Source organism: Cerasicoccus frondis, from assembly GCA_031296915.1.
Lineage (GTDB): Bacteria > Verrucomicrobiota > Verrucomicrobiia > Opitutales > Cerasicoccaceae > Cerasicoccus > Cerasicoccus frondis.
Genome location: JAVDPC010000028.1, coordinates 72,381 through 86,475 on the forward strand (window position 1 = coordinate 72,381; position 14,095 = coordinate 86,475).

At 55.4% G+C, this 14,095-nt stretch carries 9 protein-coding genes; 6 read left to right on the top strand and 3 right to left on the bottom strand.

Annotated elements, in window-relative coordinates:
- Window position 1: 1 nt before the first annotated feature.
- From RBB63_RS18385 to RBB63_RS18395, 3 genes are read left to right on the top strand one after another with little or no spacing between them, the layout of a single operon-like run.
- Window positions 2-688 carry a hypothetical protein gene (locus tag RBB63_RS18385; RefSeq protein ID WP_309386479.1) on the top strand — a complete coding sequence of 229 codons (687 nt, stop codon included), beginning with the start codon at window positions 2-4 and terminating at the stop codon, window positions 686-688.
- Window positions 685-3,237, top strand: a complete 2,553-nt coding sequence (locus RBB63_RS18390) for a beta-propeller fold lactonase family protein (RefSeq protein WP_309386481.1) — start codon at window positions 685-687, stop codon at window positions 3,235-3,237. Before RBB63_RS18385 ends, RBB63_RS18390 begins: the two co-directional genes overlap by 4 nt.
- A gap of 12 nt (window positions 3,238-3,249) precedes the next feature.
- Window positions 3,250-3,945 (top strand): PEP-CTERM sorting domain-containing protein, encoded by a 696-nt coding sequence (locus RBB63_RS18395; protein WP_309386482.1) that lies wholly within the window; start codon window positions 3,250-3,252, stop codon window positions 3,943-3,945.
- A gap of 1 nt (window position 3,946) precedes the next feature.
- On the opposite strand, the gene RBB63_RS18400 is transcribed toward RBB63_RS18395, so the two are convergent.
- Together RBB63_RS18400 and RBB63_RS18405 are read right to left on the bottom strand one after the other, a co-directional pair.
- A complete protein-coding gene (locus RBB63_RS18400) occupies window positions 3,947-6,478 on the bottom strand; it encodes a cytochrome c peroxidase (RefSeq protein ID WP_309386484.1) in 2,532 nt (843 codons plus the stop codon).
- A 292-nt stretch (window positions 6,479-6,770) separates the two neighbouring features.
- Window positions 6,771-7,646: an AraC family transcriptional regulator gene (locus RBB63_RS18405; protein WP_309386485.1), complete on the bottom strand. Its 876-nt coding sequence runs from the start codon at window positions 7,644-7,646 to the stop codon at window positions 6,771-6,773.
- Window positions 7,647-7,734: 88 nt separating this feature from the next.
- Between RBB63_RS18405 and RBB63_RS18410 the strand changes: the two genes are divergently transcribed.
- The 3 genes from RBB63_RS18410 (at window position 7,735) to RBB63_RS18420 (ending at window position 10,425) form a co-directional block, all read left to right on the top strand.
- Window positions 7,735-8,781: a Gfo/Idh/MocA family protein gene (locus RBB63_RS18410; protein WP_309386486.1), complete on the top strand. Its 1,047-nt coding sequence runs from the start codon at window positions 7,735-7,737 to the stop codon at window positions 8,779-8,781.
- 13 nt (window positions 8,782-8,794) lie between these two features.
- Window positions 8,795-9,583, top strand: a complete 789-nt coding sequence (locus RBB63_RS18415; RefSeq protein WP_309386487.1) for a ThuA domain-containing protein — start codon at window positions 8,795-8,797, stop codon at window positions 9,581-9,583.
- Between the two features lie 143 nt (window positions 9,584-9,726).
- Window positions 9,727-10,425, top strand: coding sequence for a GntR family transcriptional regulator (locus tag RBB63_RS18420; RefSeq protein WP_309386488.1), 699 nt, complete (start codon window positions 9,727-9,729; stop codon window positions 10,423-10,425).
- A 76-nt stretch (window positions 10,426-10,501) separates the two neighbouring features.
- Here the strand turns inward: RBB63_RS18420 and RBB63_RS18425 are convergent, their stop codons facing one another.
- Window positions 10,502-13,816, bottom strand: a complete 3,315-nt coding sequence (locus RBB63_RS18425; RefSeq protein WP_425503916.1) for a hypothetical protein — start codon at window positions 13,814-13,816, stop codon at window positions 10,502-10,504.
- Window positions 13,817-14,095: the final 279 nt, after the last annotated feature.

The following is a 14,095-nucleotide window of genomic DNA, read 5'->3' on the forward strand; positions in this document are numbered from 1 at the left end:
CATGACCAAACTTTCTCAATTTCTCATTACCGCTACGTGCTTAACCGTTGCGACTTCCGCCATCGCCCAGCACACGCACATCAACGCTGGCGCTTATGACGAAGCCGACCGCAGCTACATCGAAATCGGCGATCCGCTGATCGCTTACAACGCGCCGGACGAGATCGAGTTCGACTACAATGACGGCGCCAGCACTGCAGGCGAAGACGGCTTCTTCTACGAAAGCGACTTCACCTTCGCCGCTTACGACAGCTATTATTACAACCCGTCGACGCAGATCGGCGGCGCAGTCGAAGGCTCCTCCATCTACATTGAGTTCTGGGGCATCGCAAGCGGACCCGAAGGCGGCGCCTTTGCTTTTTACGAAGCTGGCGCAACCGACCCGACGTTTCTCTCGACGGTCGAAGATGGGCAGGGCTATGTCGGGATATTCAACCTCAGTGACCCAGCTTTAGCGCCGAACGCTTTTGGGCACATCCATGGCCGGGTATACGCGATCACCAAGCCTGGCACATACGAGACTTATTGGAAGCTGGTCGACGAGAATGGCAACCAAACAGACAGCAGCGTTTTCACCCTCACCTTCACCGCAGTCCCCGAACCGGCGCATTTCGCGATGCTCGCCGCCGTTGGCATGCTTGCGCTCATGGTGATGCGTGAACGGCGCCGCTCGTCCATGAGACGATGAAACTCCCCACATTCACGTTGTTGCTCGCACTCGCGTTAAGCGAGGCGGCGGGTGACTACGTGCATTACGAGGCGCGGCAAACGCGGCCAATTGTGCTGTCACCGGATGGCCAAACGATACTGGCGCTGAACTCGCCAGATGCGCGACTGTCAGTGTTCAATGTTGGCAATGCCGACAACCCGGCGCCGGTGTTGATCCGTGAGATACCCGTGGGCTTGGAACCCGTGGCCCTCGCCGCGCGCAACGACGACGAGGTGTGGGTGGTCAACGAGTTGTCGGACAGCATCTCAGTCGTGTCGCTCAACCGCCGCGCAGTCATCGCCACTCTGCCCGCTCCCGATGAACCCGCAGACATCCTCATCGCTGGCGACAGGGCCTACGTAACCTGTGCGCGCAGCAACGAGCTCGCCGTCTTCGATGTCACCACGCGCAAGTTACTCACCCGCATACCGCTCGAAGGATTGCTGCCGCGCGCATTAGCGATCAGCCCCGATGGCGCCCAGCTCTACGCCGCCTTTTTTCACTCGGGCAACAACACTACAACACTCAACTTTCGCGATGCGCCCGCACAACCCGCGCCGGACAACCCCGAATTGCCAACGGCTCCCAAGACGGCCCTCATCGTTACCGACACTGACTCTCGCATCAGCTACGACGTCATCGATCACGACATCGCGGTGATCGATACCGAAAGGTTGGAAGTCGTCGACTATATTGGCGGCGTTGGCACGAATCTTTTCTCGCTGGCTACGCTATCCGATGGCAGCCTGTGGGCCGGGCACACCGAAGCGCGTAATTTGATCCGCTTCGAACCGGCGCTCAACGGCGTCTTTGCAAGCAGTCGAATCGGCGTCATCAACGGGGACGACCTGACGCTGATCGCGCTGAACCCATTCGACGACCAACCGTTTGCCACCGCTGCTGAAAAGGCTCAGGCGCTCGCGCAACCATTGGCGTTTGCAGTTGATGAAAACACAGTGTGGCTGGCCGCCTACGGCAGTGATCGTGTCGCGGAATTATCCAACGATGGCGAAGTTCTGCGCATCATCGACCTGCGCGCAAACGCGTCGGTCGATTCCTCTCAGATGCGCGGCCCACGCGGTTTGGCGCTGGGTCCGCATAACCGCCTTTTTGTGCTGAATAAATTGAGCAACACCGTAAGTGTCATTGACCGCGCAACGGGCGCCGTCGTCGCTGAAACACCGGCCGGTAGTTACGACCCGACGCCCGACATCGTGCGACGCGGCCGCAGTTTTTTCAACGACGCGCGCCTCTCTGGCAACGGCACAGTCTCCTGCGCCAGTTGCCATCTGGACGCCGACCGCGACGGCATTGCCTGGGATCTCGGCGATCCGGGAGGCGAGCTCGAATACGTCATCGGTTACGATTTATCCATCGATGAAACCGAGCCGGTCATCCGCACGATGCACCCCATGAAAGGGCCAATGGTCACGCAATCCCTGCGCGGCTTGAAGGGGCAGGCGCCGTTCCACTGGCGCGGCGACCGACCAGCAATTCAGGACTTCAATCCGTCCTTCGAAAACCTACAAGCTGGCGAGCAACTGAACTCTGAAGACATCGACGCCGTCGCCGCATACCTCGAGTCCATTGCGCATCATCCAAACCCGAACCTGCAACTGGACCGCAGCTTGCCCGAGACGCTGAACGGCGCCGATCCACTGCGCGGCCAAGAGCTGTTCATTCACCCCAACAACCTGTGCTCCGCCTGCCACACCCTGCCCGAAAGCACGAACCATAATCTGGATTTGTTCACGAGCGTCTTGTCCACGCAGCCGGTTAAAAACGCCTCCTTGCGACTCGCCTATCAGAAGAACTTTTACACACCGCAAAGCGGGCAAACCTTGAGCGGCTTTGGCTATGGTCACGATGGGGCCGGACCGGGCCTACCCAGTGGCCACGAATACGATATCGACATTCTCGACATCATCGAAAATGGCGAAGCAGATGTATCCGCGTTCGTGCTGTCGATTGACACTGGCACGGCGCCGACGGTCGGCTACACTCTAACACTCTCCGGAGACGCCACACCTTCGCCGGACGAACTTGAAGCAATCGAGCTGCTGGAGTCCCGAGATGCCGTAGGCGACTGTGAACTGGTCGTTCGCGGCGTGTGGCAAGGCCGCATGACATCCTGGCGATTCGATGCTGAACAGGAGCTTTATCTCCCCGATTCCAGCAGACAAACTCCGATCAACCGGAGTGAACTGATCAACCAACTCAACACCGATGATAGCCTAACATTCTTAGGCGCGCCAATCGGCCAAGGTGACCGCTTGGGCGGCGACCGCAATCAAGACGGCATACTGGATCAAGACGAGCCAAAGCCCGATCTCGAGATGTGCAACATGCATGGCCAGAGCTTAGCCAGTTGGCCCAACAACGCCCTCGGCTGGCGCCTCGAAACCACTCCGTCACTCAGGGACGAGTGGAGCATTGTCACCGATAGCATTGAGCAAATTTCCGAAAATCAACAAGGCATTCACGCCACCCAACCGCGACAATTTTTCCGATTAACCCGCACTTGGTAAATTACAAATATAATGAATAAAACATACTGCACACTAGGCTCACTGATGCTCTCAGCCATCGCGGCTGAGGCGACCTTGAGCATCACCACCTACGACACCACGCACTTGCCCTACCAGCGCGAGGTCACGATCAGTGCTGGCGAAGACACCGCCAATGCTGGCCCTGGCAATGAAAGCATGGACTTCAATGTCGGCGGCTGGAGCTGGGAAGACTTGAGGACTACCGCGAACCCTAATCGCGGTTGGGGGCATACCTCCGATTGGATTCTGCTCGACCTGACGGAAGACGCCTACGTGACCTTTTACCAAACGCTGGATGCCAGTGATTTGGGCGCAGAAAATATTGCCCCGGGCTTCACCGTCTACAGCGGCGAGAAGACCACTGGCGATTTCTCGGCCGGTCATAGCTACAATAACAACGGCAAAGAAATGTCCCTCAACGATGCATGGGACCCAACCGACGAATTGAGCTACTTCACCTCCTATTTCTCAACGCTGGCCGAAGACATTTCCTGGTCCGTCTACATGCCGGCCGGACTTTACACGATCGCCATTGGCAACCGAGCAGACTCCGATCTGGCGCCGACCGCAGTCGACTACAACTTCCGCATTGTCACGACAGCCGTCCCCGAGCCCACGACATATGCGTTGATCGGCGGCCTGCTCTCACTGCTCTTCGTCGCGGTGCGCCGTCGCCGGATGCAATAGCCTACCAGGTGCGGCGCAATCGGTAGAACATGGCGGCCCCCGAACGTTCATCCGTTTGCGAAGTGGTGTCCCCGTCCGTTTCCTGAGGAGACAGGACGGGAAGCCACGCGCCGCTCAAGCCAGGATTATATTCCCAAAACCAATCATTCGACAGCGCCGGTTTATCCAGTTGGACGACGGCGCCAGCTTCTGTCACTTGGAGTTGCCCAATCGGCGCATCCGCCTCGCCATCGGCAACGGCGTCTTCATCCCGGTCCAAACTAAATCGGGCGCCCTGCCCCGGCGGCACGCCGAGAAACGTCAGGTAGTCGCCCGGCTCGCGACCCGCCAACAGCTCTGTCCGCGAAAGTAACTGCGCACCGACATCCGACTGATAGTTGTCCGCCGTCGGATCGTAAAGAAAACCTCGCGGCTTACCGCCCCAAGCGCCGCGCACGATTAGATCGCAATCCCCCACGCCGGACCGAGCCTCAAGCAACGCAATATCGCTTAGCGCTTCTGTATCCAAATTTCCGGAGTCCACTACCCGCTGATAGCCAACCGTCGGCGCCGTGCCGGTATCGAATGAAAGCACGTAAGCCGTCATGTCTGGGAAGTCCTCTTCCGTAAGGACATCAAGCACATACGGGTGCCCGCGCGGCATCGAGAATCGGCTGCCATCATGCCCCAGGCCGTAGCCGCTGACCGTCGTCTCATCTTCGGGCGTAAAATCCTGCTTCTGGTAAACCGCCCGCAACGTCGGGTTTTTCATAAACTGCCGCAGACCCACCAGACTGGGAATGTCGAGGTTGTTGTCCGTGCCCGTCGGCAAAATGTGGCATACAATGCAGTGGTTGTCGTGCGGCAGATAAAGCTCCTCGCCGCGCACGGCATTGCCACCGTTGAGTTCGGTTTTCAGCGAGCGGTCGAGGTTCTGATTCGGATTCGGGTGCAAGCCAATCGATTCAATGTAAGCCGCGAGCGCATCGATGGCTTCATCTGAAATTTCTTCGCCTGCCATGAGCTTTTCGTAGTTGCTGTTGAAGCTCTGCAAAGTCGGTTTGTCCCCGCGCCAATGGAAGGGCGCCTGCCCCTTGATGCCGCGCAATGTCTGCGTCATCATCGGCCCCTTCATGGGGTGCAGCGAGCGCTCGTACAGCGTCGGATCGTGCAGGGATAAATCGGCCCCCAGCACGGTGACCATCTCGCCATTGGGGTCACCGAGATCCCAGGCCAACCCGTCGCGGTCGGCGTCGATGTGGCAAGTCGCGCAAGAAACAGTGCCATTTCCAGAAAGACGCGCATCGAAAAGAAACCCACGCCCGGCGGCAATGGTTTCGGGCAAAGGGTCATGGCTGCCAGCCGGCGTTTCGCCGAGAATAGCGCCCGTAGTTGCGTCCACCGAAATGATGCTGCCCGACAGCTTGTTGTAGACGAAAATGCGTCCCGTCGTGCTCTGGTAGACAAGGCCCCGCGGCCCCCGCATGTGGGCGGAGTCCTCGCCCACTGGCCGCAAGTCGACAATGGTCTCGACCTCCCCGTCGTAGCTTAGGCGCGCCAGGCGATCCGACCCGAAAGCGGCTACCCATAGCCCAGTTGAAAGCGCCAACATCGCGTCGGGTTGGGCGAGTGACGTCGCCAAGTCTTCGTCCGTCGCGACAGGTCCATCCATCCAGGGATTCAGGTCAAATACGTCGGCCTCGCCATTGGCGCGATTAATCCGCGTCACGCGGTTTTGCGCAAAAATGCCGTTCACCGCCGACTCGAATCGAATCAGGTTATGCGCCTCGGTATTGCTCGCCCAAAGATCACCGAATGGGTCGAGCGCAAGGTTGAAAATATTGGCGCCGACGCCTTCAAAATAGTCATCGACCGTCAGCGTTTCGATGTCGATAACGGCAATGTCGTGGTCCAGCACATCGTAGCCAATACGCGCATCGGTGTCCGCCACCAGTAGCCCAACTTTGGGCGGGGTCGGCAGCTCAGTGTTCGTGGGGTCCGGTTGAGTGGGAGCGTCGCCTTCGGGCAAGATCGTCGTGTTGTTTCCGGAAAAAAGAAACGCAGCATAAACTTGGCCATTCAGTTCATCAGCCAACAAAGCTCGTGGCATGACGCCCTCCAATTCAATCTGCGTCAACTCAACATGAGTCGTCGCATCAAGCACGCGAATCAAGCTATCGCGAGAGCAAGAAACGAACGCCTTCCCCCCGGCAAAGACGACGTCCGCCGGCTCGTCTGGCGTGTAGATCGAAGCAACGGTGGACCGAGCCGAAAGGGACACAATGGAAATGCTGTCCGACAACTCATTGACCACCCACACCTCGTCGTTGTTACGCACCGCGATGGAAACCGGCTCCAGCCCAACAGGAATTTCTGCGATCAGAATCGGTGTCGGGTTTGCTTGGTTTTCCACGTTGAACACCGACATACGCGCATCCGTGCTGTTGAGCGCCAGGAGATGCCGCCCGTCCGGCGTTAGCGCCAATGGCCTTGTATGTCGCGCTTCATAATGCACATACTCCGCCCTCCCGCAATGGACTGAAAATGTGAACATGAGGACGAGTATTCTGCGAAGTAAACCTAGCATCTGAAACAAAGGCCAATTAGATGCCAAACGCTCTCCTTTGAACAGGATTTATTCACCGAAACGAACGTGCATTTGCTGGCTGAAAATTAGTTTGAGCGACATGCCGATTTTCTATTCCCGTCACTTTTATTTAAGCTCCTCCACAGCGGCGATGTCGGCGACATCAGCATCAAGGGCCGCTATAACGGCGAGTTCGCCGAAGCCATACAAAGCCATGGAGGCAAGATCGGCGTCGCCTATCAATGGTGACGTCGAGGCCCTACGTGATGCCGTTCCGGTACTTTTTCGGCGTTTGCCCGCACTCTTGGCGGAAAGCACGGATGAAGTAGTTCAGCGAATTAAAGCCACAAGCCCAGGCGACTTCGGATACTTGCAGATCCCGCTGCGCGAGTAATCGCTTGGCCAGAGCCATGCGTTCCCGCCGGAGATAAGTCTGCGCCGAGATCCCCATGACCGACCGAAAACAGCGCGAAAGGTGATCCGCCGTGCAACCAGCGTCGGAAGCCAGCGACGCAACCGTGAGCGCCGAGTCAGCCAAGTAGGCGTCAATCGTCGCCTTCGCTTTGCCAACTAAAGCCGAAGCTTGATCCACGTACTGCGCACTGTGTTGTGACTGCCGTAAGGCATCTTCAAGCAAGCCAAGCAGCGCATAGAGCAAAGCGCTGCGGACGTCTTCCCGCTCGACAGTGACGGCGTCTTCCATGAGGCGGCTAATTTTTTCGCGATTCCCGGTGCTCAGCTTAAAGACCTGCGTAACGTAGGGCTTACCACCTTCCAAACGCACGCCTGAAACAATGACCGAGATCCCATGAGAATACTGGCATATGACCATGCCCCGGAAAGCTCCACTTGCGCTGGAGTATCCCTTCTCACTGTGCGGCACCGCCGCTGGCATCAACGCCATTTCCCCCGGCAACACAGAAAATTTCTCGTGCGGACAGGTAAAATCCCAACGCCCTTCATTCACTAAAAACAACTCTGAGTGATCGTGAAAATGCGACAGTGGCAGATTTTTGCGCAACCCCAGCCGCTTCGCCACACGCACTGGACGCCCCTCCATCAGCCGACGCTGAAATTGCTCAATCGGCTGAATAAAATCGGTTTCCACCGCGATGGAGGGGGGCTCTTGAAGCATGGCTATTGCGTCGGATTCGTGCTATTTTTGACGGCTTAGTGATCTCCTTTTCATTTGCCGTATCGGCTATTAAGTCAATCCTATTGGCATGATCAAAGTTGCTATCGTTGGAACCGGAGGCATGGCCAATAACCATGCCGTGAAGCTATCCCTATCCGCAAAATCAGAAGTCGTCGCCTGCTGTGACATCTCGCCCGAGCGCGTGGCGGAGTTCAGCAAGAAACACAATATCCCGGAGGCTTACACTGAGCTTTCAGAAATGCTGGAAAAATGCGACTTCGACGCCGTGTCGATTGTCACCCCGGATCCCTTTCACGCCCCTATTGCCTTGCAAGCGCTCGCCGCAGGCAAGCACGTGCTCAGCGAAAAACCGTTGGCGACAAGCGTCGAAGACGCCGAAAAAATGACTGCCGCCGCTAAGGAAGCGGGCGTCATCAACATGGTGAATTTCTCCTACCGCGACAGCTCGGCGATCCAGCGCGCCGCAGAGATGATTCAAGCGGGCGAACTAGGTCGGATTTTTCACGTTGAGGCCCACTACCTGCAAAGTTGGCTGACCTCCCAAGACTGGGGCGACTGGATGACATCGCCCAAGTGGCTCTGGCGCTGCTCCACCGAACACGGCAGCAATGGCGTGCTTGGCGACGTCGGCGTCCACATCCTGGACTTTGCCACGTTCCCGGTAGGCGACGCCGAAAGCATGCAATGCCGCTTGCACACCTTCGACAAAGCGCCGGGCAACCAGATCGGTGAATACAAACTCGACGCCAATGACAGCGCCATGATGATCGTCTCGTTCAAAGGCGGCGCCATGGGCTCAGTCACCACCACGCGCATGGCCACCGGGCACCGCAATACCGTTGCGATCACCATTCATGGTGAAAAAGGCGCGCTCCGCATCGACCTCGATAAGTCTTACCACATGATCGAAACCTGCCGCATCGGCGCCGACGGCAAAACTGAACCATGGGAAAGCCACTACTGCCCACCCACCCCAAACATCTACGAGCGTTTCATTGCCAGCATCGAAACCGGCGTTCAGGATCAACCTGATTTCGCCCGTGGCCTCGCTGTCCAAAAGATGCTCGCCGCCGCCACGGAATCTGACCGCACCAACCAACCCGTCACCCTTTAACCCCCGCATCATTATGCCAATTCGCGTTACTATCTGGAACGAATTCGTTCACGAAAACACCAATAAAGTCGTTCAGGGCATCTACCCAAACGGCATTCACGGCGCCATCGCTGAGGGGCTCGAGAAGCTGCTCGGTTCGCAAGTCCAGATCACCACAGCGACCCTTGATCAGCCTGAGCACGGCCTCCCCCAGGACGTCGTCGACAACACCGACGTCCTGCTCTGGTGGGGCCACTGCGCCCACGGAAAAGTCAGTGACGAGATCGTCGATCGCGTGCAAAAGCGTGTGCTCGCGGGCATGGGCCTGATCGTCCTCCACAGCGGCCATTTCTCCAAGATCTTCAAGCGCCTACTCGGCACCTCCTGCGCCCTCAAGTGGCGTGAAGCTGGCGAGCGCGAACGCCTGTGGGTCACCTCCCCCGGCCACGCAATCGTCAAGGGCCTCGGCGAGTGCATCGAGCTGCCGGAAACGGAAATGTATGGCGAGCCGTTTGGCATCCCCACCCCGGACGAACAGATTTTCATTTCGTGGTTCGAAGGCGGCGAAGTCTTTCGCTCCGGCTGCACCTGGCGTCGCGGCAATGGCAAAATCTTCTACTTCCGCCCCGGCCATGAAACTTACCCGATCTACCACAACGACCAAGTTCGCCAAGTCATTGCGAACGCCGTTGAGTGGGCTAAGCCGGAAGGCAATTGGACTGGCGCGATGACCGCCCCCAATGTCCCCGTCGACAAGGCGCCCGAGAAAATCACCGCCAAGGGCGGCAGCCTCCACGAAGCAGGTCAGGAGGGCTTCAAGTAAACCAGACGGTTAGCCTATTTCAGTAGCGCCCGGGTTACCAAGCTCGGGCGTTTTCATTGGTCTGTCATGTGACAAATGAGAGAAGTTGTTCGGGGAGAGAATTTTGCGTTGCGATCCAAATCGTATACAATATTAGTGGTTTAATGCCTTTGCAAACCCGGAGCAAAAAACCCCGCAGCAGCCGTAGTGAAGATGTTTACAAAGTCCTCGAAAAGAGGATTCTCGCTTGGGAATACCCACCCGGGCACCGCCTGAAGGAAGACGAGCTCTGCAAAGAATTCAACGTGAGCCGCATTCCCGTGCGGGAAGCGCTCAGCCGCTTGAGCCAGATTCACTTGGTTGAGCGTAAGCCCAACGTCGGCTGCACGGTGAAGCGCTGGAGCGTCAACGAGATCAACGACCTCTACGAGCTGCGGATCGCGCTGGAAAGCTACGTCTCAGAAAGCCTCGCCAACAATCCACCGTCCGAGGAAGTTTTTGCCGAACAAATCGCCGCATGGCGTCAGCATTTGGAAGCCTCCAAATGCGAAGGATTCCCGAAGAAAAGCTGGTTTACGGCCGACGAGGCCTTCCACGAAAGCCTCGTGATCGCGCTCGGGAACCAGCAGATCCTCACCATGCTGCGCGACATTAATTCCCGCCTGCGGTTCCTGCGCGTCAAAGACATCACCAACGCCCAAGTCCTCGCCGACAGTAGTAAGCAGCACCTCGCGATCATGGACGCCATCCTGGCCGGCAACGCTGAGTTGGCAGTCGCCACCGTCCGCTCGAACATACGCATGGGCAAAGACAACGTCAAAGCCGCCCTACAGGACGTCCTCCTCCGGGCATTCGAGGTGTAGGTGAGCACGACTCCAATGGACTTGTCGTGATGCCGCACCGAGCAAAGCGATTAGAGATAACATGAGGTTACCTAAGTCAGCGCTCGTTTAATTCCAGTCGGACAAAGGCAGGCTTCGAAAAACTGGTCAGGTCTACATCGAGCATCATTGGGCCCGTTGAGTCCGATCGGAATTGGTCCACTTCGTCCCAGCGGACTAGATCATCGGAAACCAGTACGGTATAGCGGCGCGTCTTAATCAAATTTGCCAGGATGTGAAGTGTTTCTCCGGAAAATCCATCAACTTCCATCGTAAGTGGCGTCGAGTTGTAGACATTGGGATCAGTCTCCAATAATTGCTCCAATTTATTGGAAAGCTGATCGCCGTCAGGATCGGCCATAGGATCTGCATTTGATGGCTCACCACTAAAGTAGTGTATTGCGAACTCCATGTATTGCGTATCGCCGATGGCGCTTGCTGCGCTGGGTAGGATTCCAATCTCCGTGGTGAGAAACGTCTGTGGCTCGCCATCTTGACTGTTGGGAAAGTCGACCTCAAAGGCAGTCGCCAACAAGTTTGTCAGTTGATCGGCAAAGGCGAGAATGTGGAGAACCTGCGGTCCGCTGTTGACATTATATATCCGCCACACGCCGTTTTGATTCGTGATGGCGTATGAGTCATATTCGCGCTCGAATGCGCCACTCTCATTGTTATCAAAATAAATCGTAACTCCTTGAACGCCATTTTCGTTTTCGTCATACAGTCCGTTCTGGTTTTCATCGTTGAACACCAAACCTTGAATCGTATTAAGCCGTTCCAGTTCAAAATCAATCTCCTGGCTGTGGGTGAGATCATCGAGGGCAATGGTAGACCTGCGACCGACCGAAACGCGGTAGCCTAAAGGAACAATCACACTGATGTTGCCCGTTCCCTCGGGTATGCCCGAAATCCCGTAACCACCATCAGCCCGAGTGATCGTAGTTGGGTCAATACCCGGATCAAATGCAAGGTTATCGTTGGCATCTGCATAAATGCGGAATCCTGACAGCGGCTCTCCGGTATTTACATCGGTGAGCGTGCCATAAACTTGGGGGCGGATGACATAAGGACCGATTAGCTCGGAGTATTTTACTGATTGCCGACCATTGAGCAGCCGAGCGTAGAGGTAAAATTCTTCGGCTACGTTACCTGTGGGGTTGTAGGCATTCCAGGTAATCTGACTGGTAGCAGAGTCCAGATCATCCGGATTCGTGTACTCTATATCGGAAATAATTTTATAGCCATTGCGACCGTTGGCGTCGGTATCCAAATGTAGGGAGATTACCGTGTCCTCAGCGAATTCTTGCGGAGAGTAACTTTCGATATCGAGGGTAATCAGATCGTTATAATCAAAGGACGTCGCGGTTGAAGCCAGATGCGTTCTCAGATACGCGGTATTTTGGGCAAGAACCGCTGCTTGAGCTTGGGCAACAGTGGCGGCGATTTTTGAGTCCTTGCGCCCCATTCCAAAAAGGACATGGGGCTCCTCTATGTGAATTTTTCCGTCATATAGCCTGAGATATTCGAGGGAGAGCTTCACTTCGCCTGCGGCGATGGCCGCCTGGAGTTCAACGCTGCCAGAGAGGGCGCTGAAAAATAAGCCTTCAGTGCTGAGGCGCACGCCATTCGTATTCTCCAGTATGCTGAACTCGTCATCATAGGATGTCGTAAATGCCTTTGCATTGGCATCGTAAGTAAGTTGGTAGAGGCTAAGCTCTTGTTCCACCACTTCGCCTCCTTTGGACGTGACATGGCCGGTGGCGGTGACCACTATTTCCGGCACGGGCGACGTTCCCCAAACGCCATCGTTCACATCAGGGTCGTAGCTCCAGCGAAAATTGGCCACCATCGACTTCACGCCTTCAGGTGCAGTGACATGATAGGTCTTTTTGATGCTATCGGACCCATCAAGCGCTTCAGTGGTCTCGTTTTCAATGTTAGAAATCTCTGAACCTGAAATGAATGAAAAAGACCCATCGTCGAAAGTGTACTGGATACCTGCTTCCTCATCGTGAACTAGCAAATCGATGTCTACCCATCCCGCTGCAAAGCTTTTAGACGAATCCAAGTTGTCAATCAGTAGGGCTGCATCAATGGAACCGAGATCCGATCCCCCTATCAGCTTGATATCATCTGGAACACGTACTTCGGCTTGAGCCATCAGGGCGACTTCATCTTTGTTGAACACCAAGTCTTCAGAGATTTTTATTCCGTAATCAGTGGGCAAGCTGACACCACCAGCCAGCGAATAGTCTTCCTTCGTCCAGTCGAAATTAATTTCCGCGTTTCCGGTGAAAATGAGCGACTTCCAATCATCATGACTGTCTTCGTATGCTCCAAAATAGACCGCGTCAGTGAGTCGCAACTCATTGTGATTGATATAAGCTTCACCGCCAACATAAGCGAGTGTCACGGTGACGCCGTCAATTTCTATTTGTCCACCGAACTCGAGCCCAATGCCACCTTTGAAGAAAAATTCACTGGGCTGGTTTAGGTTTTGCAGTTCGATATTGACGTCCACAATGCTGACGCCTGTCTCCGGAATTTCAAATCCATCGGTTGTGCCCTCCGCTTGAAAATCGAGGAATATACTATGAATTTGCCCATTTTGTTCCACTACTTTGCCTGCGACCTCCAGACCGAGCTCAGGGATGTAGACATCGAGATCAATATCCACGTCAACTTCGTTGTTAACCCGGGAAAAGGAGACTTGGAGCTCTCGCATACTCACGAAACCGAGCGATAAATGGTCGATAGCAATTTCAAACTCCTCAACTTGCCAGGAGTTGTTTTCCACGATAATCCCCTGTTGCGCCGCAGTTCCCAGAGAAACAGTAGCTTGCCATAGGCTGTCGAGTGACACCTCGCCGCTTAGGGAATAGTAGTCATCTTCTGCTCGATATTGTAAGGTCAGTGGGTCGCTCGATGGCGAACGTAGAGTAAAGCCGCCTAAGGAAATATCTGTAGCGACACCGATATTAACTTCGTCCACCGTACCATTTTTGATCAAGAGGCCCGGTTCGCTCTCATTGCCAAGGAGGGCATCCAAGCTGTCGCCATCTATCTCAAGATCGATTTCGCCGTATATAGAAAAATCGTCGCTGGCTTCACGATAATTAAAGGTCACGCCGCTTTCCCCCGCCGACATGTCGAGTTCATAAAGTGTAAAGTCGCCTTCGATTCGGGATTCCAATTTGAGAATTTCGTAGTCGCCGCCAGAGTCTCGAACCTCCAAGCCATTGGGCGGAACCGTAGCGACGATTTCCTCAGTTTCGAATGATGCTTTCAGTGACCCACTGCCAACATAGACCGAGTCCTCGCCTTCCTTTATGGTGAAATTGAGCCCTTCGGCGCTGAATGTCATTCCCGCCACAGAGAAATCCTCAGTTGGAGGAGCAGCTTCAACTACACCAAACAGCCCTATCAACCCAAAGAAAACACAGTGCAAAATGATCCTACCCCTCATTAGGCTATAAGCCTTATCAATTCAGGCATAATTGTAAAGAAACATTATGTGACAAATCAGCAGCGATAGGATTTACCACATTGATTGGCTGGCTGTTGTCTTGGATATGCTAGTGTTCCGTTAGCTTAGTTCTTGGCAAAACCATACTATGCATCATTCTACGTTCATGGCACGACCAGGACGCCC